The following is a 21,653-nucleotide window of genomic DNA, read 5'->3' as shown; positions in this document are numbered from 1 at the left end:
TTGCTCGCAGGGTCGATGCTCTCGGGGAGGGTGGTCGAGGCGGATGTCACGTCAGCTCCGTCGCTGTCGTCGTGCGGCCCCGAAGGGTGCAGGGGGTCCGCGAACTGCGCCGCCAGCCTACGCCGGGGCTCCGATCCGCCGGGTCGGCGGCGTTCGACGCACGCTCCGGCGCGCCATCTTCCGACGGATCCGCGGGGGCCGCCCTGGCCGACGGTCCCACCATTGACCAGGCCACCCCGATCGAAGCGGCCACCGAAGGACCGCGACCGGCAGGGTGGCCCTTCTTCTCCTCCCCAGAGCAGAGTGGACCGGGCCACTCTCGGAGCATCACCTCGAGATCGGATGCCCCATGCTCGCCCTGCTCCTCGTCCTCGCGCTCGTCCTCGTCCTGCTCGCCGCCGTCGCGGTTCCGCTCGCACTCGCGGTCCGGCGCGACGGCTACTCCCCCGTCGCGTTCGACCGCGCCTACGACAGCCGGGGCGGCAGGGGCTGAGACAGCGGCGCCTCCGCCCGCCCCGCACTCAGTCGACGCGGTCCGGCTCCGGGATGCTCGGCGCCGCCTGCAGTCCGCCGCTCAGCGCGTAGCGCTCCTCGGGCGAGAGGACGAGGCGCTTCCGGCCCCAGACGGCGAAGCCGATCAGGATGATCACGTAGACCACGGCGATCGCGATGATCGCCGGCTGGAACGCGTCGTTGAAGAGGAAGCCGAGGAAGATCAGCACGTTGATCAGCGCCGCGATCACCGCACCCGGAAGGCCCCACGGGCTGCGGTAGGGCCGGCTCGCGTTCGGGAACCGGCGGCGCAGCAGCACGAACGACACCATCTGCATGAAGTACGCGACGACCGCGCCCCAGACCGCGATGTTCAGCACGATCGCCCCGGCGACGGCGCCGGCGTTGTCCGGGTCGAGCCTGCTGAGCACGTCGACCACGACGAGGGCGACGAAGCCGATGACGGCCCCCACGGTGAGCGCGATCCACGGCGTCTGGCGCTTACCCGTCAGCGAGAACACCCGCGGGTAGTAGCCGGCCCGGGAGAGCGAGTACATGTTGCGCCCGTAGGCGAACATGATGCCCTGCAGCGACGCGAGCAGTCCGATCAGGGCGAAGAGCGCGAGCACGGCGGCCGCGCCGTCGCCGACCATCGCGCGGAAGCCGTCCAGCAGCGGCTCGGTCGAGACGCCCATGTCCTCGGAGCCGATCAGCGCCGTGTTGAGGAAGAGGACGAGCAGGCCGGTCACGATCAGGGTGCCGCGGGCCCAGAAGCCGGCACGGGGGATGTCGCGGACCGGATCGTGCGCCTCCTCGGCCGCGAGCGGCAGCTCCTCGATGCCGAGGAAGAACCACATGGCGAACGGCAGCGCGAAGAGGATCGGCAGGACGCCGTGCGGGAGGAACTCGGTCTGACCCGCGTCCGGCGCGATGTTCCACAGGCTCGACCAGTCCAGCGCCGGCGAGAGCAGGGCCATCACGGAGAAGGCCAGGAGGATCGCGATGGACACGATCGAGACGACGATGGCGAAGCGGAACGAGATCGCCGCGCCCGCCGAGTTCAGCGCGACGAAGACGATGTAGAGGACCAGCCACCAGATCCACATCGCACCGGAGAGGTCGAAGCCGAGCAGCTCGCTCGTCACCCCGTTCGCGTACTGCGCGGAGAAGAAGACGACCACGGCGGTGGTGGCCACGTACTCGATGGTCTCGGCCAGCCCGGTCACCAGGCCGCCCCAGGGCCCCATGGCCGAGCGGGCGAAGGAGTAGGCGCCGCCGGTGTGCGGCATCGCGGCGGACATCTCGCCGATCGAGAAGATGAGGCCGTAGTACATCACCACGAGGACGGCGAAGGCGATGAGCATCCCGCCGAATCCGGCGAAGTCGATGCCGAAGTTCCAGCCCGAGAAGTCGCCGGAGATGACCGCGGCGACCGCCAGCCCCCACAGGCCCCAGACGCCGGCGGAGCGGCGCAGGGTGCGCTTCTCGAAGTAGCCGGCCTCGGCCTCGCGGTAGGTCACCCCCGCGGTGCTGGTGACGTTCGCGGAGTCGGGTCCCGACGCCGCCGGGCGCCGCGCACCCTTGCTCGTCGGAGTCTGCTTCGTCTGCTCTGCCATCGGGTCTCCTCGGCTCGGGTGGTCCGAGCATAGGGACCTCAATGGACGCTGGGAAGACCGATGGCGTTACGACGGTGTGAACGGCGCGATCCGAAGGTCTGGAGGAATGACGCGCACCCCGCGCCACCAGCGCCGACCTCACTCCCTCGGGATCAGCGGCTGTGCTTCAATGGACCCCGATCCGACCATGCGGCCTCGTCCGGCCACCCGGCGGAGTGACCCCCGGAGGCATCCCATGGCATCTGTCAGCGCCGAGAGCAGTGCCGCCGATCGACGCCGTGCCGCCGGTCCCGCCCCGGTGCGGGGCATGCTCACCCTCGAGCGACTCGACGCGCTGATCGACGCCGGTGAGATCGACACGGTGATCGTCGCCTTCACCGACATGCAGGGCCGGCTCGTCGGCAAGCGGATCTCGGCGCGGCTGTTCCAGGACGACGTCGCCGCGCACGGCGCCGAGTGCTGCAACTACCTGCTCGCCGTGGACGTCGAGATGAACACCGTCGAGGGCTACGCGATCTCGAGCTGGGAGCGCGGCTACGGCGACATGAAGATGACCCCGGACCTCTCGACGCTGCGTCTCGCGCCGTGGCTGCCGGGGACCGCGCTGGTCACGGCCGATCTCACCTGGCTCGACGACGCTCCGGTCGGCGAGGCGCCGCGGCAGATCCTCCGCGCGCAGCTCGACCGCCTGGCCGAGCGCGGGCTCGAGGCGTTCGTGGCCACGGAGCTCGAATTCATCGTGTTCGACGACTCCTACCGCGAGGCCTTCGCGAAGGGCTACCGCGGCCTCACTCCCGCCAGCGACTACAACATCGACTACGCGCTGCTCGCCTCGACGCGGATGGAGCCGCTGATGCGGGACATCCGGGTGTCGATGGAGGGCGCCGGGCTGTACTGCGAGGGCATCAAGGGCGAGTGCAACCTGGGCCAGCAGGAGATCGGCTTCCGCTACGACGCCGCGCTCGTCACCTGCGACAACCACTCGATCTACAAGTCGGGGGCGAAGGAGATCGCCGACAAGCACGGCAAGAGCCTGACCTTCATGGCCAAGTTCAACGAGCGCGAGGGCAACTCGTGCCACATCCACCTCTCCCTCCGCGGCACCGATGGCACGCCCGTCTTCGCCGATGCGGAGAGCGAGCACGGGATGTCGCCGCTCTTCCGGCACTACCTGGCCGGCCAGCTCGCCGCGATGCGCGAGTTCACCCTCTTCTTCGCGCCGAACATCAACTCCTACAAGCGCTACGTCGACGGGTCGTTCGCGCCGACCGCGGTCGCCTGGGGTCTCGACAACCGCACCTGCGCCCTGCGCGTCGTCGGCCACGGAGCCGGGATGCGCGTCGAGAACCGCGTGCCGGGAGGCGACGTCAACCAGTACCTGGCCGTCGCCGCGCTGGTCGCCGCCGGGCTGCACGGCATCGAGAACGAGCTGGAGCTCGAGGACGTCTGCACCGGCAACGCCTACGGCTCCGGAGCGCCGCGTGTCCCGACGACGCTGCGCGAGGCCGCCGACCTGTTCGAGTCCTCCGCGCTGGCCCGGGCCGCCTTCGGCGACGAGGTCGTCGACCACTACGTGAACAACGCCCGGGTGGAGCTCGCCGCCTACGACGCCGCCGTCACCGACTGGGAGAGGGTGCGCGGCTTTGAGCGGCTCTGACCTCCTGGCGGGCTCCGAGCACGGCGCCGTCGCCCCGCGTCCGATCATCGGGCTCACCACCTACCGCGAGCGCGCCGTCTCCGGCGTCTGGGACGTCGAGGCATCGTTCCTGCCCGCGAACTACATCGACTCGGTGACGCGGGCCGGCGGCGTCGCTCTGCTCCTGCCACCGCAGCCCGCCTCGGCGGAGACCGCGCGTGCCGTCGTCGAGCGCCTCGACGGGCTGATCGTCTGCGGCGGCAAGGACATCGACCCCGCCCGCTACGGCCAGGAGGCGCACCCCGAGACCGACGCGCCCCGCCCCGAGCGCGACGCCTGGGAGGACCACCTGATGACCGCCGCGCTCGAGGCCGACCTGCCGCTCCTCGGCATCTGCCGCGGCGCGCAGTTGCTCAACGTCTCGCTCGGCGGCACCCTGCACCAGCACCTGCCCGACGTGGTCGGCGACCGCCGCTACCAGGCGGGCGGCGGCGTGTTCTCGCACGTCGACGTCGCAGTCGAGCCGGAGTCGCGCCTGCGCGGACTGCTCGGCGAGGACGCCGTGGTCGCGCAGGTCTACCACCACCAGGCGGTCGACCGGGTCGCCGACGGCCTCGAGGTCGCCGCGCGGACCGCCGACGGCACCATCGAGGCGCTCGAGCTGCCGGGGCGCCGCTTCGCGCTCGGCGTGCAGTGGCACCCGGAGGAGGACACCGCCGACACCCGCCTCTTCACCGGCCTGGTGGCCGCCGCGCTCGCGCACCGCGCGGGTACCGGCACGGCTGAAGGCTCCTCCCCCAGCACCCCGAAGGACGCACACCGATGACCCCGCAGACGACGACCCTGCCGACGCCCACTCCGCAGACGACCGTGCAGACCCTCGTCGACCCCTCGACGGGCGCCGCCTTCGACGAGGTCGCCCTCGCCGACCTCGCGACCGTCGACGCCGCGATCGAGCGCGCGGCCGTGGCGCAGCGCGGCTGGGCGGCGCTGGCCCCGCTCGACCGGGCCCGCGCCCTCCGCCGGTTCGCCGCCGCCGTCGACGGCGCGATCGAGGAGCTGGCGCAGCTCGAGACCCGGAACTCCGGTCACCCGATCACCCAGTCGCGCTGGGAGGCGGGGCACGTCCGCGACGTCCTGGAGTACTCCTCCGCCGCTCCGGAGCGGCTGCTCGGCGCGCAGATCCCGGTCGCCGGCGGGCTGGACGTGACGGTGCACGAGCCGCTCGGCGTCGTCGGCATCATCACGCCGTGGAACTTCCCGATGACGATCGCCTCCTGGGGCTTCGCACCGGCGCTCGCCGCGGGCAACGCCGTCGTGCTGAAGCCGGCGGAGTGGACGCCGCTGACGAGCCTCCGCCTCGCCGAGCTCGCCCTCGCCTCGGGGCTGCCGGAGGGCCTCTTCCAGGTGCTGCCCGGCCGGGGCGACGTCGTCGGCGAGCGCTTCGTGACCCATCCGCTGGTCCGCAAGGTCGTCTTCACCGGCTCGACGCGCGTCGGCAAGCAAGTGATGGCGGGCTGCGCCGACCAGGTGAAGCGGGTCACGCTCGAGCTCGGCGGCAAGAGCGCGAACATCGTCTTCGCCGACTCCGATCTGGAGCGCGCCGCGAGCACCGCCCCGTACGGCGTCTTCGAGAACGCCGGTCAGGACTGCTGCGCCCGCAGCCGGATCCTAGTCGAGCGGCGCGTCCTCGACCGCTTCCTCGAGCTGCTCGAGCCGGCCGTGCAGGGAGTCGTGGTCGGCGATCCGCGCGACGAGGCGACCGAGATGGGCCCGCTGGTCTCCGCTGCGCACCACGAGCGCGTCGCCGCCTTCGTCCCGGAGGGGGCACCCGTCGCGTTCCGCGGCTCGGCCCCCGCCGGCCCCGGCTTCTGGTTCCCGCCGACCGTGCTGCTGCCCTCGAGCGGCGAGCCGGTCTGGCGCGAGGAGGTCTTCGGCCCGGTCGTCTCCGTCCTCCCCTTCGAGGACGAGGCCGACGCGATCCGGCTCGCCAACGACACCGACTACGGCCTCTCCGGCTCGATCTGGACCCGCGACCTCGGCCGCGCGCTGCGGATGTCACGGGCGGTCGAGGCCGGCAACCTGTCCGTCAACTCGCACTCCTCGGTCCGCTACTCGACCCCGTTCGGCGGCTTCAAGCAGTCCGGGCTCGGCCGCGAGCTCGGACCCGACGCGGCGCTCGGCTTCACCGAGACCAAGAACATCTTCTTCGCGGCCGACTGACCCGCCCGTTCCACCCCCGCACCCTCCCGTGAAAGGCCGCACCATGGCTCTCCCTCCCCTCGACACCACCCCGATCGACCTCACGCAGCGCCTCGCCGGCAAGGTCGCCGTCGTCACCGGCGGCGCCAGCGGGATCGGCCTCGCCACCGCGACGCGCTTCGCCCGCGAGGGGGCGCGCGTGGTGATCGCCGACGTCGACGTCGCGCGCGGCACCGAGGTCGCGGAGGCGCTCGGCGGGATGTTCGTGCGGGTCGACGTCACCAGTGAGGCGGAGGTCGACGCGCTCTTCCAGGCCGCGGTCGACGCCTACGGCTCGGTGGACATCGCCTTCAACAACGCGGGCATCTCGCCGCCCGACGACGACTCGATCGAGACCACCGAGCTGCCGGCGTGGGAGCGCGTGCAGGACGTCAACCTGAAGTCGGTCTACCTCTGCTGCCGCGCGGCGCTCCGGCACATGACGAAGCAGGGCCGCGGATCGATCATCAACACGGCCTCGTTCGTGGCGGTGCTCGGCTCGGCGACGTCGCAGATCAGCTACACCGCGTCGAAGGGCGGTGTGCTCGCGATGAGCCGCGAGCTGGGCGTGCAGTTCGCGCGCCAGGGCATCCGGGTCAACGCGCTCTGCCCGGGCCCGGTGAACACTCCGCTGCTGCAGGAGCTGTTCGCGGCCGACCCGGTGCGGGCTCAGCGCCGGCTCGTGCACATCCCGGTCGGGCGCTTCGCGGAGCCGGAGGAGCTCGCCGCCGCGGTGGCGTTCCTCGCCAGCGACGACGCGTCCTTCATCACCGGGTCGACGTTCCTCGTCGACGGCGGCATCTCCTCCGCCTACGTGACCCCGGAGTGAGCACGACGTGAGCGCGGGCACCGGGACGGACGAGGCGGACGCCGACGGGGACGACCGGCCGGCCGCTCCCGCGGCGAGCGCCAGGGAGGCGATCCTGAGGCGGCTGCTCCGGATCAACGCCTTCGAGGAGACGGTGCAGCGGCTGATGCAGACGGTGAGTCTCGGGCTCGTGGGGCCCGGCGAGCGGCTGCCCTCCGAGCGCGAGCTCGCGGCGCAGCTCGGCGTGGGGCGCGACACCCTGCGCGAGGCGATCGCCTCGCTCGCGGACGCAGGGTACCTGGTGGTGCGGCGCGGCCGGTACGGCGGGGCCTTCGTGGCGGAGGAGCTGCCGGCGGCGCCGATCGGCCGGCGCGGCTTCGACCGGGCCGAGATCGACGACGTGGTGGCGCTGCGCGAGATCCTCGAGGTGGGGGCCGCGCGGCTCGCAGCCGGCGCGGACCTGACGGCCGCCGATCGGGAGCAGCTGTTCCGGGCTCTCGCCGACGTCGAGGGCGCGAGTCCCGAGGACTACCGGCGGCTCGACTCGCGGCTGCACCTGACGATCGCGGAGCTGGCAGGCGTCCCGTCGCTCCTGCCGCTCGTGGCCGAGAGCCGGACGCGGGTGAACGCCCTGCTGGACGACATCCCGCTGCTGCCGCGGAACATCGCCCACGCGGACGAGCAGCACCGGGCGCTCGTGACGGCGATCCTCACCGGTCGGGCGGCGGAGGCGGCCCGGCTGATGACCGAGCACGTGCACGCCTCCGCGGCGCTGCTGCGGGCGTTCCTGACCTGAGTCGGGAGCGCCTGCCCGGTCAGTTGACGTCGGTGCCGGTCGCGATCGCGACGAACGGCACGAGCAGGCCGAGGACGAGCAGGGCGACGACGAAGAGCACGACGAGGCTGATCATCACCGCGTTGAGGACGATGCCCCAGATCGCGAGCGTGCGGCCGGTCGGCTCGCGACGGAGGCCCAGGATGCCGAACACGAGGCCGGCGACGGGGGCGATGACGGTGAGGCCGAAGAAGACGGAGGTGACGCCGAGGATGAGGCTGGTCAGCGAGAACGGAGTGGACGGTGCCGGGGCGACGGCGACGGGCGGAACGCCGTAGGGGGCCGGGTGCTGCACGGCGGGCCGCTCGAACGGCGGGTCCTGCTGCTCGGACTGCTGCTGCCGCGACTCCGGGGCGGGGTCGGTGAGGACGGCGGTCGAGCCGTAGACCTCGGTGGGCTGCTCGTCGGCGGAGGTGGTGCGGGTGGACGTGGTGGCGGCGGTCGGGGTGGCGGCGGTCGGGGTGGTCTCGGCGTTCGACATGGTCGGAGCTCCTTCTGCGGGGTGCGGTGCCGGGGGCGCCCGGCGATGCCTCCACGCTACGGAGGACGCGGATCCTCCCCCATCCGGCTAACCCCCGGGCGGGAGGGGGAACCCCCCGCTCACTCCCGGGGGCCGGTGCGAGACTGGGACGACCGGCGGCGCGCCGGGACGATCGCGAGGGAGCGGCCGCGGATGGACGACGACGAGACGCTGCGCCGTCGCCGCGACGGCCGCGGGGCCCGCGCGGTCTGGCTCGCCGGACTGTCGGCGCTCGCGGGCTTCGTGATCCTCTCCCCGCTGATCTCGGTGACGGCGACGGTGCTGGCCTGGGGTGCCCGGCGTCGCGGCGGCACTCTGAGCGACCGCAACGGCGTCGTCGCCGTGAACTGGCAGCTGACCTACCTCGCGCTCCAGCTGATGCTCGTGCCGCTGCACCTCGCGCTCGTCTCCGTGCGCGACACCTGGGGCGGCGGCTGGCCGACCCTCACGATCGCGGCGATCCTCGGCCTCTTCGTGCTGAACCTCGTGCTCTGCGTCGTGCTCGGCATCCGCTCGGGACGGGGCCGCAGCGTCCGCCTCGTCATCGCGGTGCCGTTCGTCCGCTCCTCCCGGCCGGTGCGCTGACGGAGCCGAACATGGCCCTCCGCCGGGGCTTCAGCAATTGAGCGCGCCGCCGAGGATTCCGAAGATCAAGCCTCCTGTCGCCGTGACGACCGCTCCCGCCCCGGTGATCGCACCGCCGAGGCCCCCGAGCACGGCGGCATCGACTCCCGATTTCGCCACGCAGTGACCCCATTCCTTCGAGGTCCAGTCGCTCGAGAGAGCCCCAGCCACCGCGACTCCAGCAAGGGCTCGCCGCATCTCGAACGGCGTGAAGTGGAAGGTCATCGTGTCCGAGTCGTCGACGGTCCAACTGCCGCTCACGGTCTGCCCGTTGGCGGCGCCGATCCTGGTGGGCAGGGCCTCCGAGGTGACGCTCCCATCGGTGATGCGGACACGGCCGTCCTTCGACTTCACTGGCCTGGCTCCACCGCCGACGTCGAAGGTGATGGTCGAGTCGGTCGCTCGATTCACGGTCAGCTCGACATGTCCGCTGGACCGCACCTGTGCTGGTGCTTCCGCCGCGGCCGATGCTGCGGCGAAGGGGGCTCCGCTGAGGGTCGCCGCGCAGACAGCCACCACTGTCAGTGTCGTTCGAATGCTCTTCATTGAGTACCTTCCTGGATTGTGTCATCGGCGCTGACTGCGCCAAAGGGTGAGCACTGCACGGCAGATGAAATACGTGATCGCGATGGAGACGGAATTGATCACCACTGTCCACGGGTCGATCGCTCCGACTGCTCGGGAGATGGCGCCGCCGCACCACGATCCGACGAAGGCGGTCACGCAGAATCCCCACGGTGTGCGTGTTCCCCATATCGGGTCACGCTTCGGCTCGTCTTTCGGCTGCTCTGCCTCACCCATCTGAGAACCATACTGAAATGGTTGTGACACCACCGAGGTCAGGATCGATTGCGCGAACTTGGCGCGCGATCACGCCTCTCTCGGAGTTCGCTCGCCCGAATCGGCGGAGCGATCGCAACGGCGTCGTCGCCGTGACCGGCAGCTGAGCCACCTCGTCCTCTGCGTCGTGCTCGGCATCCGCTCGGGCCGGGGCCGCAGCGTCCGCCTCGTCATCGCGGTGCCGTTCGTCCGCTCCTCCCGGCCGGTGCGCTGACGGCGATTCGACGTCCTGTTCCACGACCTCGACAGCGGTCACCGACGGTTGCGATCAGCGCCTGCGGTGCCGGAGGAAGAGCACCAGTCGGCTGACGAGAAGAGTCGTCACGACGGAGACGCAGATCGACGCGATGTTCATCGGATCGGCTACACCGGCCGCCCTGGCGACGACGCCGCCGATGGTCATCCCGACGAACAGGATCGCGAGGAAGCCCCACGGCGTGTGCTCCCCGTACAGCGACCTCCGGCCCTGCCTGGTACTCGAGTGCTCCGGCTCCGTCATCCGCACACCATACGCACATGGCCATTGAGGCGAGGCCCGCCGGCAGCTCTCGCGGGAGGATGGCGCAGGACGCGGGCTCGTCGCCGACCCAGGGTCCGATTCCGGGCTCGCCGGCCCGGACACCGCGGAGCGCGGAGGAGCAGGCGCTCGCGGGATGGCAGGGTGGTCGGGTGACGCCGATCGCCTTCCCCCCGCCCGTGTCCGTGGTCGCCGACGACGGGACGCGGATCGCGACGTACGCGCTCGGCGACGAGGGGGCGCCGACCGTGCTGGCGGTGCACGGGTTCGCGTCGAACGCGGTGCTGAACTGGGAGACGGCGGGCTGGCTGCGGACGCTGAGCCGCGCCGGGTACCGGGTGGTCGCGCTCGACCAGCGCGGGCACGGCGCCAGCGAGAAGCCGCATCGCGCCGGCGCCTACGGGGTCGACCTGATGGTCGCCGACATCGTGCGGGTCATCGAGACCTACGACCTGATCGCTCCGCACTACCTCGGCTACTCGCTCGGCGCGCGGATGGGCTGGGTGCTCGGGCTGGAGCATCCGGAGCTGCTGGCGACGCTCAGCCTCGGCGGGCTCACGGTGGGCGAGCCGCTGCGGCACTTCGACGCGGCGGCGGCGCGTGCGCGGGTGGCCGACGGCGGCGAGATCGACGACCGGTTCACCCGCGCGTTCATCGGCATGGCGGAGGGCGTCGCCGGGAACGACCTGGCCGCGCTGGTGGCGGTGGCCGACGGGGTGCGCGGCGGCGCGCATCCGGAGCTCGGCGCGCACCCCGAGCTGCCGACGCTGATGGTGACGGGCGGGGCCGACCCGATCGCGCCCGGCGGGGCGCGGCTGGCGGAGGAGGCGGGCGCGCGCTTCGTCAGCGTCCCGGGCCGCGATCACACGAGCACGGTGCCGGCGCGGGCGTTCAAGGACGCGGTGCTGGCGTTCCTGGCGGAGCACGCCTGACGCCTGCGTGCGATCCGCAGGCGATCCCGGCGGGAGCGCGCTCTCGTCCGCGCAGAGGCGCCGGCGGAGCGCCGGATCACCTGCGGATCGGACCGGACCGCCCGTGGAGGCGCGCGGCGTAGCATCGCGGAATGCTTGCGATCCGCGTCGAGAACCCCGGCCCCGACTCCCGCCTCGTGCTCGAGGAGACCGCCACCCCCTCCCCCGGACCCGGTGAGGTGCTGCTCCGCGTGGCCGCCGCGGGCGTGAACCGCGCCGACCTCGGGCAGCGCGCGGGCGTCTACCCGCCGCCGGCCGGAGCGTCGGAGATCCTCGGCATGGAGGTGTCCGGAACGGTCGTCGGCCTCGGCGAGGGCGTCACGACGGCCGCACACGGCGACGAGGTCTGCGCGCTGCTCTCCGGCGGCGGCTACGCCGAGCACGTCGTCGTCGACGCGGGGCTGCTGCTGCCGGTGCCGGAGGGCGTCGACCTGATCTCGGCCGCCGCGCTGCCCGAGACGACCGCGACCGTCTGGTCGAACCTGGTCCTGGTCGCCGGGCTCCGCGCCGGCGAGACCGTGCTGATCCACGGCGGCGGCAGCGGGATCGGCACCACCGCGATCCAGATCGCCTCCGCGATCGGCGCCCGGGTGGCCGTGACGGCCGGCAGCCCGCGGAAGCTCGACGCCTGCCGGGCGCTGGGCGCGGACATCCTGATCGACTACCGCGAGCAGGACTTCGTCGAGCGGATCGCCGCTGAGACGGACGGCGGGGTCGACGTGATCCTGGATCCGGTCGGCGGCGACTACCTCGCCCGCGACGTCGAGGCGCTCGCGCTCGGCGGCCGCGTCGTCTTCATCGGCAACCAGTCCGGCGCGCAGGGCTCCCTCGACATCGGGACGCTGATGCGCAAGCGCGCGGCGGTGCACGCCACGACGCTGCGTGCCCGGCCGGTGGCGGAGCGGCGCGCGATCGTCGCCGCGGTGCACGAGAGCGTCTGGCCGCTCGTCGCGGACGGGACCGTGCGGCCGGTGGTCGACGAGGTGATCCCGCTGGCCGACGCCGAGCGGGCGCACGAGCGGATGACCGCCTCCGGGCACATCGGCAAGCTGCTGCTCACCCCGTGACGGGGAACTGACGACACAGCATCAGCCGAGAGGCCCCGTCAGCCGCGATCGGCGATGACGGGGCCTCTCGGCTGACGTTCTGCGGCGCGGACCGGTCAGACCGCCGCGCGGAGCAGGCCGAGCGAGCGGTTGATGCCGTCGATGTCGACGCTGGCGGGGTCGAACGCCGCCTCCGGGGCGAGCCCGAGGGCGTCGAGCGCCTCCGCGTGGTCGGCGGACGACGGATCGGTCGCGGCGCGGACCGTGTCGGCCCAGGCGGCCGGGCCGCCGGGCGCGTCGAGCGGAGCGGCTCCGCGCGCGCCGGTGCAGCGCGGCAGGGCGGCGCCGAGCGGCGACACCGACTCGAGGCGGATGACGTGGCGCCACTCGTCCTCGAGGTCGTAGACGTAGAACAGCTCGTCGCCGACGCTCTCGAGCACCTCGGCGAGCGCGACGCCGCCCTCGTCGACGAGGCCGGAGCCGAGCTCCTCCGCGTCGGCCGGCGAGCCGATCGGCGCCTGCTCCTCGTCGGGCACGCCGACGCTGAAGTAGTGCGGCTGCGCGTCGGTCCAGCCGAGCGAGAGCTGCAGCGCGAGGTGCAGATCGCGCAGCGACGACTCCGAGGACAGCTCGAGCCGGCGCCAGACGACCGGCTTCGTGCCGAGCAGCGAGACGTGCAGGGCGTAGGCGGAGTCGGTGTCCTCCGTCGCCTCGTCGAGGATCTCGAGGCGGGTGGCGTCGCGGGCGCCGAGCAGCACGATGCTCGCGCGGACCACCGAGGCGAGGACCGGCTGCAGGCCCTCGGGGAGCACGTAGCCGAACTCGGGCGAGTGCAGCAGCAGTCCGAGCTCGGCGGCGTCGTCGAGCATCCGCTCGGCCGCGCCGACCATCCGCTCGCGCTCGTCCAGGGCGTCCTCGAGCGAGACGTCGAGCTCGGCGGCGAGCTCGTCGACCAGCTCGCCGACGACGAGGCCCTCGTGGATCTGCGCCTGGCAGGCGACCGCGATCCGGGCGAGGACGGCGTCGGTGGTGGTGATCGCGCGCTCGCGCGGCGAGAAGGCGCCGTTCTCGGTGTCGGCGGCGGCGAGCGCCTCCTGCGCGCTGACGAGCCAGAGCTCGATGAAGCGGGCGATGTAGGCGATGCGCTCGACCGTGGCCTCGCGCGCCTCGGAGCTGCGCCAGGCCGGCGCGGCGTCGCCGAGGCCGGCGGTGGAGCCGTCGGCGTCGAGCACGTCGGAGGCGACCAGCGCGTCCCACCAGGCGGAGACCGGGATGCGGACGGCGTCGTCGCTCGGCGACGAGCCGGCGGAGGCGACACCGGCCTCGACCACGATCTCGCGGGCGGCGCGCTCGGAGATCGTCGCTCTGTCGGCGCCGGCGAGGTGCTCGACGACGACGTCGGCGGCGTGCACGAGGGCGGTGGCGCGGGCGGCGGAGAGCATCTCGGCGTCCGGGACCTCCTCGACCTCGAGCAGGTCGTCGAGGACGGCCTCGACGAAGGAGCCGGCGAGGTCGAGGACCTCGTCGAGCACGGCCTGGCACTCGTCGAGCTCCTCGTCGGTGCCGGTCCAGAGGTCCTCGTCGGTGAGGAAGTCGAGGAAGTGCTCGACGACCTCGGCGACGGTGAAGAGGGTGTCGTCCAGGTCGGCCTCGCTCTCCTCGCCGGAGAGGTCGGCCTCGATCTGGTCGAAGACGGCCTCGAGGAGCTCGGCGTCCGGCTGGGCGAACGAGCCGCGCGGGCGCAGGTCGCGGGTCATGGCGAAGAGGTCGGTGAGGACCTCCACGGCCTCGTCGACGTCGAGGTGCTCGTGCAGGACGGCGACGTCGGCGAGGTGCGACCGGTACCAGCTGCGGAACCGCACCATCAGCGCGGTCTCGGCCGTGCGGCCGCCGCCCTGGCCGCCGGAGCCGCCGGAGCGCCCGTTCCCGGATCGTCCCTGATTGCGCTTCTTGCCCATCGTTCCTCCGCGACCGCTCCCCCTCGACGACGGAGCAGTACAGCCTACCCAGTGCGGGCGAGCCGGGTCACGCGCGGGGAGCTCGCCGTGGTGAACGCCCGGAGAACGCGGAACGGGCGGTCCGCGAGCACGGCCGCGCGACCTCCCGTGTCGATCCGTCGCGAAGGGCTGTCTCGCGTGCTCCGGCACGTGCTTCCCCGCCGGATCGATCGGAGCGTCGGCGATGCGGCCGCGCGCGCGTCGGCGTAGCGTCGGGCCATGGGTGCATGGAGTGGAGAGCCGTTCGGCAACGACACGGCGAGCGACTGGGTCTACGAGCTCGACGAGGCCGGCGACTGGCAGTACGTCCGCGAGGCGCTGGACGCCGCGGTCTCGCGGACGCAGGTGGACGCGGATGCGGCGACCCTCGCGATCGCGGCCGCCGAGGTGGTCGCGCGCGGACTCGGCCGGGAGGGCGGTCCGCACGCCGAGACGATCGCGCACTTCGTGCAGCGGGCCGGGCGGCCCGACGACGAGCTCGTGGCGCTCGCTCTCGCCGCGCTGGCCGCCGCCGACTCGCCCGGCAGCGAGCTCACCGAGCTCTGGGAGGAGGCCGACCCGGAGGAGTGGCGGGAGGCCAACGACGCGGTGCGGAGCGTGCTCGAGGAGGCCTGATCGCGAGAGGGTCCCCACGGGCGGCGACGCGCGCCTCCCGTCGCACTAGCGTGGCGGGGAGCGGCCGGAGCAGGCCGCGACGAGAGCGACGAGGGGCCACGATGCCGGACTTCACCACGGACGACGGGGTCCGGCTGAGCTGGACCGAGCAGGGCGACCCGGCCGGGCGGCCGGTGGTGCTGATCGCCGGGTTCAAGGCGCCGGCGACGAGCTGGAAGCCGCAGCAGGGGCCGCTCGCCGAGGCCGGCTACCGGGTGATCTCGTTCGACCGACGCGGGCACGGGCTGTCCGAGCGGACGGAGGCCGGCGCGACGATGCTCCGGCACGGCGCGGATCTCGCGCAGCTGCTGCGCCACCTGGATCTGCGCGGCGCGGCGCTGGTCGGCGGGTCGATGGGCGGGAACTCGATCTGGGCGTTCCTGGCCGGCTCCGCGGGAGGCACGGCGGGAAGCACCGACGAGAGCACCGACGCGAGCCGCGTCGACCGCATCGTGATCGTCGACCAGACACCGCGCATGCTCAACGGCGACGACTGGCCCTACGGCTTCTACGACTACACCGAGGCGAACCGCGACACCCTCTTCGCGACCACGATCCCGGATCCCGGCCGCTGGAGTGTCGCGTCCAAGGGGCCGGTGCGGATCGCGCGGCTGCTGAAGGCGCTCGGCGGCGGCGAGCGCCGGGAGCTGACGGAGACCGAGCGACTGCTGCTGAACGACCACGCGAAGGCGGACTGGCGTCCGGTGATCGCGCGGACGAGCGTGCCGGTGCTCTTCGTCGCCGGGCGCGAGAGCGAGTTCTGGCCTGCCGAGCACGCGGCGGCCGCGGCCTCGCTCGCTCCGCGGGGCGACTCCCTCGTCATCGAGAAGGACGGGCACGCGGCGAACATCGAGCAGCCGAAGGCCTTCACCGAGGCGCTGCTGGAGTTCCTGGCGCGCTGATCGGCGACGGCCGACGCCCGCGCCGGCTCAGCCCGGGAACGCCTTGCCCGGGTTGAGCACGCCGAGCGGATCGAGGGCGTCCTTGATCGAGCGGTGCATGCCGAGCACGCGCGGGCCGAGCTCGTCCGCCGCTCCCGGCAGCTTCAGGAGGCCCACGCCGTGCTCGCCGGTGACGGTGCCGCCGAGGTCGAGGCAGTCCTCGACGATGCGGTCGAAGGCGCTCTTCGCCCGGGCCTTCGCGGCCTCGTCGCCCTCGGGCGCGATGATCAGCGGGTGCAGGTTGCCGTCGCCGGCGTGCGCGATCGTCGCGATGACCACGTCGTGGTCCGCAGCGGCCGAGCGGATGCGCGCGAGCATCTCGGGGACGGCGCGGCGCGGCACGCAGACGTCCTCGGTGAGCACCGGACCGAGGCGCTCGAGCGCCGGGTAGGCGAGGCGGCGGGCCAGGAAGAGCCGGTCGACCTCCTCCTGGTCGGTGGCCTGCTCGACCGAGAGCGCGCGGGCACCGGCCATCAGCGCCTCGACGCGGTCGGCGGCGGTGCGACCCGCCTCCCCCGGCTCGTCGACCTTGGCCAGCAGCAGCGTGTCGACGCCGTGCGGCAGGCCGAGGTGCTGCCAGTCGTCGACGGCGCGCAGGCAGGTGCTGTCGATGATCTCGAGGGCGGAGGGGATGATGCCGGCGGCGGAGATCGCGGCGACCGCGACTCCGGCGTCCTCGAGCGAGCCGAAGGAGCCGACGATCGCGCGCTGCTCACGGCCCGCCAGCGGGAGCAGGCGGAGGGTCAGCTCGACGATGACGCCGAGCGTGCCCTCCGAGCCGACCATCAGGCCGGTGAGGTCGTAGCCGACGACGCCCTTCGCAGTGCGGCGGCCGAGGCTGACGAGCGAGCCGTCGGCGAGGACCACCTTCATCCCGAGCACGTAGTCGCGGGTGACGCCGTACTTCACGCAGCAGATGCCGCCGGCGTTGGTGGCGGCGTTGCCGCCGATGGTCGAGATGGCGGAGCTGGCCGGGTCCGGCGGGTACCAGAGTCCGGCCTCGGCGACGGCCGCCCGCAGCGCGTCGTTGATCACGCCGGGCTGGGCGACGACGAAGCGCTCGTCCGCGTCGATCTCGAGGACGGCGTCCATCCGCTCGAGCGAGACGACGAGGCAGCCGGCGAGCGCGTTGGCCCCGCCGGAGAGGCCGGTGCCGGCGCCGCGCGGGACGACGCTCAGACCCGCGCGGGCGGCGACGCGGACGGCGTGCGCCACGTCCTCCGCGCTCTCGGCGAGGACGACCGCCAGCGGCAGCCCGGAGGGCGCCCACTCGGCGTCGTCGTGGCGGTAGGCCTCGAGGACGTCGGCGTCGGTGAGGACGCGGTCGCCGAGCAGCGCGCGCAGATCGGCGAGCACGCGGTCCCCGGCCGGTGGCCCGTCCTGGGTCCGCTCGTGATCCTGGGTCTGCATCGGCACCGTCTCCACGACGGACGAACCTACACCCGGCGCCTGCGCGGCCTGCGGCTCACCGGGCCCTCACCCGTCGAGCCCGGTGATCAGGGCGCGGTGGAAGAGCTCGCCGCGCTCGAGGGCCGCGATGTCGGCGTGCTCGTCGACGCCGTGGATCCCGGCGCGCTGCTCCTTCGTCATCAGGAGCGGTGCGAAGCGGTACACCGCGGGGGCGAAGCGGTGCAGGTGGCGGGAGTCGGTCGCCGCGTTGATGACGTAGGGGACGACCGCCGCCTCCGGGTGCGAGACGGCGAGCGCCGCCCGCAGCGCCGCGAAGGGGGCGCCGTCGCTCGGCGACTGCGGCGACGGGTCCTCCCCCAGCACCACCTCGACGGTCACCTCGCGGTCGCGGATCCGCCGGCGGACGCGCTCGGCGGCCCCGGCCGCGGTCTCCCCGGGGGCCAGGCGCAGGTTCAGCACGGCGGAGGCCTCCGCCGCGAGCACGTTGTCGGCGGTCCCCGCGCGGAGCATCGTCGGCGCGATCGTGGTGCGGACCAGGGCCGCCGTCTCGCCGCCGAGCGCCGCGAGCACGGGCGCGGCGAGCTGCGGCCGGGCGCCGAGCAGCCGGTAGAGCGTGCCGCGAGCGCCGGGTGCTCGGTCGGCGAGGAGCGCGAGCGCGCGGGCCAGCGCCTCCGGGACCCGGGCGGGGAAGGTCGAGGGCGTGAGCCGGGTGATCGCCCGCGCCAGGCGGCCGACCGCAGTGAGTCGCGGCGGGGCGGAGGCGTGACCGCCGGCGGAGCGCGCGGTCAGCCGGAGCGTGAGCAGGCCCTTCTCGCCGACGCCGATCATCGCGACCGGCCCGACGACCCCGGGCAGCGGCGCCTCGACGACAGCGCTGCCCTCGTCGAGCACGAGCCAGGGCACGATCCCGCGCTCGTGCAGCGTCTCGGCGATCGCGCGGGCCGAGGCCCCGCGCACCTCCTCGTCGCCGCCGAGGGCCAGCAGGACGTCGCGGGCCGGCACGACGCCGGCGGACAGCAGGTTCTCGACCGCCTCGAGCACGACGACGAGCGGGCCCTTGTCGTCGAGGGCGCCGCGGCCCCAGACAGCGCCCTCGACGATGTCGCCGCCGAAGGGCGGATGCGTCCAGGCGGCGGGGTCCTCGACCGGCACCACGTCCAGGTGCGCCATCAGGACCAGCGGGTCCGCACGGGAGTCGCGGCCCGGCCAGCGGTAGAGGAGTCCGCGGTCGGTGATCCGCTCGGTCTCGAGACGCTCGTGGGTCAGGGGGTAGAGCTCGCGGAGCAGCGCGAGCGCCTCGTCGACGGTCTCGAGCTCGGCCGAGACGGTGCGGAGGCGGATCAGGCGCGCGAGCCGCTCGGGCAGACCGGGACGCGGGGTGCTGTCGTGCAGGGGGTCCTCGATCCGTCGCGGGGCGTCCGCTCATCGTGGCGCACGGGGTGGCGCCCGGGGAGACGGACGCGGCGTCGTCCGGGAGCCTGCGGGTCGACCGGACGGGACGAACGAGCGTCCCGCCCGGCTCCGGAGACGCTCCGGTCCGGATCCGGGCACTCCCCCGCGTGTTTCCAGCATGAGAAATCACGCAGCGATCTCGGGGCAGGGGTTGCGCCTGGGCCCGGTTCTCGTTGGAATCGCCGGATGACCGAAACGACGAACGCCGCCGCCAGTGCCCCCGCGAAGGGCGGAGGGTCGCTGAAGAAGGTCATCACCGGCCCGCTGCTCTTCGCCTTCATCGTCGGCGACACGCTCGGCGCCGGCATCTACACGCTCGTCGGCACGATGGCCGCCGACGTCGGCGGCGTCATCTGGCTGCCGCTGCTGATCGCGCTCGTCATCGCGCTGCTGACGGCCGGCACCTACGCCGAGCTGATCACCAAGTACCCGCACGCCGGCGGCGCCGCCCGCTACGTGGACCGGGCGTTCGGCAAGCCGTACCTGTCCTTCCTGGTCGGCTTCCTGATGATGGCGTCCGGGATCACCACCGCCGCCTCGCTCGCCAACGCCTTCGCCGGCGACTACCTCGGCGCTCTGCTCGACGTGCCCCCCGCGCCGACCGCCATCGTCTTCATCGCGGTGCTCACGCTGATCAATCTGCGCGGGGTGAAGGAGTCGCTGACCGCGAACCTGGTCGCCTCGGTGATCGAGGTCAGCGGACTCGTCATCGTGATCGTCTGCGCGGCGATCTTCTTCGGCGGCGGCAACGGCGACGCCGGCCGCGTCCTCGAGTTCAACCCCGAGGTCGCACCGCTGCAGGGCGCGTTCGCCGCCTCCATCGTCGCGTTCTTCTCCTTCCTCGGCTTCGAGGCCGCGGCGAACATGGCGGAGGAGGTCCGCAACCCCTCGAAGGTCTACCCGCGCGCGCTGTTCGGCGCGCTGATCACCGCCGCCGTGGTCTACCTCCTGATCGCCCTCGGCGCGGTGATCGTGCTGCCGAACGAGGAGCTCGCGGAGTCGACCGGTCCGCTGCTCGATGTGGTCGCGGCCAGCGGCGTGGCGGTGCCGCCGTGGCTGTTCGGCCTGATCGCGCTCATCGCGATCGCGAACGGCGCGCTGCTGTTCATGGTGATGGCGAGCCGGGTCGGCTTCGGACTGGCGTCCTCCGGTCTGCTGCCCAGCGCCTTCGGCCGCGTGCTGCCGAACCGCCGCACCCCCTGGGTCTCGATCGTCGTCGTCGGCGGCGTGACCATGCTGCTCAGCCTGATCGGCGACGTCGGCACGCTGGCCGAGACGACCGTGCTCCTGCTGCTCCTGGTCTTCATCTCGGCGAACATCTCGGTGCTGGTGCTGAAGAAGGACCGCGTCGACCACCCGCACTTCTCGGTGGCCCGGATCGTGCCGATCCTGGCGATCATCGCCAGCGTCGTGCTGCTGACACAGCAGACCGGCGTGGTCTGGCTCGGGACCGCCGGCTACGTGGTCGTGGGCACGCTGCTGTTCCTGGCGACGCGCTTCGGCAAGAAGAAGCACGCGGAGCAGACCGCGGCGGCGGAGAGCGAGGGCGCGGACCGCTCCTGATCGCGGTTCGGCGCCGGAGCCGCGCGCAACATCAGCTGAGAGGGGTGGGCCTCCCCTGTGGGGCGAGACCCACCCGTCTCAGCTGATGGTGCGCGGCGGGTGTGCGAGCGTGGGGGCATGCCCGTGTCGCTCGCGCCGTTCCCGCTCGCCGAACTCGCCGAGTGGATGTCCGTCCAGCGCGTGTCCTACGTCGCGGACCGGATGCGCGCGGGCGACGACGAGGCCGCGGCGTTGCGGAACGCGGACGCGAACGACGAGCGGCTGTTCCCGGGCGGAGTGCTAGCACCGAGCCACGACCTGCTGCGGGTCCTCGACGACGGGCGCCCGGTCGGCGTGATCTGGGTGGGGCCGCACCCGCAGGAGCTCGAGGGCGTCGCCTACATCTGGGACGTCGAGGTCGACCCGTCGGAGCGCGGCCGCGGGTTCGGCCGCGCGGCGATGCTGCTGGCGGAGGAGCACGCCCGCTCGCGCGGCTACCGCGCGCTCGCGCTGAACGTCTTCGGCTTCAACACGACGGCGCGGGGACTGTACGAGTCGCTCGGCTACGAGCCGACGTCGATCCAGATGCGCAAGGAGCTCGGCACCGCGGAGGCGTGACTCACTTCGTCGCGTTCGGATGCCGGGTGTGCACCTGCTCGAGGAACACCGTCCGCCCCACCACGAAGAACCAGAGGCGCGCGTCGCCCTGCCGCGTCGGCTTGTGCTGCCAGCGCTCGTGCACGTCGGCGCCCTTCGTCAGGGTGCCGAGCTCGCCCCGCAACCGGTAGTTGGACGGGGTCGTCTCCGTCGGCGTCCGCGTCAGGAAGTCCCACGCCTCCGTCACGGCGTTCCGGCTGGTGGCGCAGAGATCGGTCCAGCCCTTCTGCGCCTGCAACGTGGCGAAGCGGATCTCGTATTCGGACTTCTTGAGCGGCCGCTCGACGCGGCTGTCCCTCGCCACGGCTACGGACGCTCGACGACGACGCCGGTCTCGAGCCAGTCGACCGGCATGATCGCGAGTCCGTCGGCGATCGCCGTGGCCGACTCCCGCCAGGAGACCAGCTCGGCCGCGGCCAGGTGCGCGTGACCGGTGGCGAAGGACGCGCGCGCCGTCGACAGCAGGTCCTTCGCGCACTGCTCCCGGTCCGGGCCGGACAGCGCGAGCATCCAGGGGAAGACCTGCGCCATCCGGTCGCCGAGCGTCCCCCGGTCGTCGGTCGAGACCGCGATGAGCTGCGCGGCCAGCTGGAGCAGCTGCTCGCGCGAGTCCGCCTCGCGCTTGGACATCAGCACGAGGTCGTCCCCGTCGCGACGGGTGACGTCGACCGGCTGCTCCTCCGCCGCCGCGAAGACGGCGCGCGCGTTCCGGCTCAGCTCGGAGGATTGGAACGTCGGGATCGGGGTGGTCGCCATCTCTCGATCCTAGTTCAGAACGACTTCTGAATGTCCTGACGGCGCGAAATAACGCGTGCACGAGGGTCGTCCGGCATCAGGCCGACATCTCCGCGCGA

At 72.9% G+C, this 21,653-nt stretch carries 23 protein-coding genes; 13 read left to right on the top strand and 10 right to left on the bottom strand.

Annotated elements, in window-relative coordinates:
- Positions 1-349 precede the first annotated feature (349 nt).
- A complete protein-coding gene (locus EDF17_RS20005; protein ID WP_166649735.1) occupies positions 350-493 on the top strand; it encodes a hypothetical protein in 144 nt (47 codons plus the stop codon).
- A 28-nt stretch (positions 494-521) separates the two neighbouring features.
- Here the strand turns inward: EDF17_RS20005 and EDF17_RS17830 are convergent, their stop codons facing one another.
- The gene (locus tag EDF17_RS17830; protein ID WP_123447918.1) at positions 522-2,108 is read right to left on the bottom strand and encodes an amino acid permease; all 1,587 of its coding nucleotides are present in this window, start codon (positions 2,106-2,108) and stop codon (positions 522-524) included.
- A gap of 307 nt (positions 2,109-2,415) precedes the next feature.
- Here EDF17_RS17830 and EDF17_RS17825 point away from each other — a divergent pair, with 307 nt between their 5' ends.
- Genes EDF17_RS17825 through EDF17_RS17805 form a run of 5 tightly spaced genes read left to right on the top strand, consistent with a single transcriptional unit; the run spans position 2,416 to position 7,589 of the window.
- On the top strand, positions 2,416-3,765 hold the full coding sequence (locus EDF17_RS17825; RefSeq protein ID WP_123447919.1) for a glutamine synthetase family protein: 1,350 nt from the start codon (positions 2,416-2,418) through the stop codon (positions 3,763-3,765).
- The gene (locus EDF17_RS17820) at positions 3,752-4,570 is read left to right on the top strand and encodes a gamma-glutamyl-gamma-aminobutyrate hydrolase family protein (RefSeq protein WP_243732959.1); all 819 of its coding nucleotides are present in this window, start codon (positions 3,752-3,754) and stop codon (positions 4,568-4,570) included. The genes EDF17_RS17825 and EDF17_RS17820 overlap by 14 nt, the downstream gene beginning before the upstream one ends.
- Positions 4,567-5,967, top strand: coding sequence for an aldehyde dehydrogenase family protein (locus EDF17_RS17815; protein ID WP_123447920.1), 1,401 nt, complete (start codon positions 4,567-4,569; stop codon positions 5,965-5,967). The genes EDF17_RS17820 and EDF17_RS17815 overlap by 4 nt, the downstream gene beginning before the upstream one ends.
- Before the next feature lie 43 nt (positions 5,968-6,010).
- Positions 6,011-6,814 carry a 3-oxoacyl-ACP reductase gene (locus EDF17_RS17810; RefSeq protein WP_123447921.1) on the top strand — a complete coding sequence of 268 codons (804 nt, stop codon included), beginning with the start codon at positions 6,011-6,013 and terminating at the stop codon, positions 6,812-6,814.
- 7 nt (positions 6,815-6,821) lie between these two features.
- Complete coding sequence (locus EDF17_RS17805) at positions 6,822-7,589, top strand: FCD domain-containing protein (protein ID WP_123447922.1); 768 nt, start codon at positions 6,822-6,824, stop codon at positions 7,587-7,589.
- Between the two features lie 19 nt (positions 7,590-7,608).
- Here EDF17_RS17805 and EDF17_RS20400 read toward each other — a convergent pair whose 3' ends face one another.
- A complete protein-coding gene (locus EDF17_RS20400; RefSeq protein WP_243732958.1) occupies positions 7,609-8,109 on the bottom strand; it encodes a DUF4190 domain-containing protein in 501 nt (166 codons plus the stop codon).
- 192 nt (positions 8,110-8,301) lie between these two features.
- Here EDF17_RS20400 and EDF17_RS17795 point away from each other — a divergent pair, with 192 nt between their 5' ends.
- Positions 8,302-8,733 carry a DUF4870 domain-containing protein gene (locus EDF17_RS17795; protein WP_166649734.1) on the top strand — a complete coding sequence of 144 codons (432 nt, stop codon included), beginning with the start codon at positions 8,302-8,304 and terminating at the stop codon, positions 8,731-8,733.
- A 30-nt stretch (positions 8,734-8,763) separates the two neighbouring features.
- Here EDF17_RS17795 and EDF17_RS17790 read toward each other — a convergent pair whose 3' ends face one another.
- From EDF17_RS17790 to EDF17_RS17785, 3 genes are all read right to left on the bottom strand, one after another.
- On the bottom strand, positions 8,764-9,126 hold the full coding sequence (locus EDF17_RS17790; RefSeq protein WP_123447924.1) for a hypothetical protein: 363 nt from the start codon (positions 9,124-9,126) through the stop codon (positions 8,764-8,766).
- A 213-nt stretch (positions 9,127-9,339) separates the two neighbouring features.
- Positions 9,340-9,495, bottom strand: coding sequence for a hypothetical protein (locus EDF17_RS20000; protein WP_166649733.1), 156 nt, complete (start codon positions 9,493-9,495; stop codon positions 9,340-9,342).
- Between the two features lie 385 nt (positions 9,496-9,880).
- A complete protein-coding gene (locus EDF17_RS17785) occupies positions 9,881-10,111 on the bottom strand; it encodes a hypothetical protein (protein WP_123447925.1) in 231 nt (76 codons plus the stop codon).
- Positions 10,112-10,281: 170 nt separating this feature from the next.
- On the opposite strand from EDF17_RS17785, the gene EDF17_RS17780 reads away from it, so the two are divergent.
- Entirely contained in the window at positions 10,282-11,061 is a 780-nt protein-coding gene (locus tag EDF17_RS17780; RefSeq protein ID WP_243732957.1) for an alpha/beta hydrolase, read from the top strand.
- 131 nt (positions 11,062-11,192) lie between these two features.
- Positions 11,193-12,167 carry an NAD(P)H-quinone oxidoreductase gene (locus EDF17_RS17775; RefSeq protein WP_123447927.1) on the top strand — a complete coding sequence of 325 codons (975 nt, stop codon included), beginning with the start codon at positions 11,193-11,195 and terminating at the stop codon, positions 12,165-12,167.
- A gap of 95 nt (positions 12,168-12,262) precedes the next feature.
- Here EDF17_RS17775 and EDF17_RS17770 read toward each other — a convergent pair whose 3' ends face one another.
- Entirely contained in the window at positions 12,263-14,104 is a 1,842-nt protein-coding gene (locus EDF17_RS17770; RefSeq protein ID WP_123447928.1) for a plasmid pRiA4b ORF-3 family protein, read from the bottom strand.
- 258 nt (positions 14,105-14,362) lie between these two features.
- Between EDF17_RS17770 and EDF17_RS17765 the strand changes: the two genes are divergently transcribed.
- On the top strand, positions 14,363-14,758 hold the full coding sequence (locus EDF17_RS17765; RefSeq protein WP_123447929.1) for a DUF4259 domain-containing protein: 396 nt from the start codon (positions 14,363-14,365) through the stop codon (positions 14,756-14,758).
- Positions 14,759-14,859: 101 nt separating this feature from the next.
- On the top strand, positions 14,860-15,699 hold the full coding sequence (locus tag EDF17_RS17760; RefSeq protein ID WP_123447930.1) for an alpha/beta hydrolase: 840 nt from the start codon (positions 14,860-14,862) through the stop codon (positions 15,697-15,699).
- Positions 15,700-15,726: 27 nt separating this feature from the next.
- Here EDF17_RS17760 and EDF17_RS17755 read toward each other — a convergent pair whose 3' ends face one another.
- Positions 15,727-17,148, bottom strand: a complete 1,422-nt coding sequence (locus tag EDF17_RS17755) for an FAD-linked oxidase C-terminal domain-containing protein (RefSeq protein WP_123447931.1) — start codon at positions 17,146-17,148, stop codon at positions 15,727-15,729.
- 66 nt (positions 17,149-17,214) lie between these two features.
- Positions 17,215-18,489 carry a M20/M25/M40 family metallo-hydrolase gene (locus tag EDF17_RS17750; RefSeq protein ID WP_347814143.1) on the bottom strand — a complete coding sequence of 425 codons (1,275 nt, stop codon included), beginning with the start codon at positions 18,487-18,489 and terminating at the stop codon, positions 17,215-17,217.
- A gap of 297 nt (positions 18,490-18,786) precedes the next feature.
- Between EDF17_RS17750 and EDF17_RS17745 the strand changes: the two genes are divergently transcribed.
- Together EDF17_RS17745 and EDF17_RS17740 are read left to right on the top strand one after the other, a co-directional pair.
- Positions 18,787-20,163: an APC family permease gene (locus EDF17_RS17745; RefSeq protein ID WP_123447933.1), complete on the top strand. Its 1,377-nt coding sequence runs from the start codon at positions 18,787-18,789 to the stop codon at positions 20,161-20,163.
- A 117-nt stretch (positions 20,164-20,280) separates the two neighbouring features.
- Positions 20,281-20,760, top strand: coding sequence for a GNAT family N-acetyltransferase (locus EDF17_RS17740; RefSeq protein ID WP_123447934.1), 480 nt, complete (start codon positions 20,281-20,283; stop codon positions 20,758-20,760).
- Between the two features lies 1 nt (position 20,761).
- On the opposite strand, the gene EDF17_RS17735 is transcribed toward EDF17_RS17740, so the two are convergent.
- Positions 20,762-21,103: a hypothetical protein gene (locus EDF17_RS17735; RefSeq protein ID WP_123447935.1), complete on the bottom strand. Its 342-nt coding sequence runs from the start codon at positions 21,101-21,103 to the stop codon at positions 20,762-20,764.
- 2 nt (positions 21,104-21,105) lie between these two features.
- Entirely contained in the window at positions 21,106-21,555 is a 450-nt protein-coding gene (locus EDF17_RS17730; RefSeq protein WP_123447936.1) for a prevent-host-death protein, read from the bottom strand.
- Positions 21,556-21,653: the final 98 nt, after the last annotated feature.

This window comes from Rathayibacter sp. PhB1, from assembly GCF_004362935.1.
Classification (GTDB): Bacteria; Actinomycetota; Actinomycetes; order Actinomycetales; family Microbacteriaceae; genus Rathayibacter; species Rathayibacter festucae.
The sequence above is the reverse complement of the archived record's forward strand: the minus strand, read 5'-3'. Positions and strand labels throughout refer to the sequence as shown.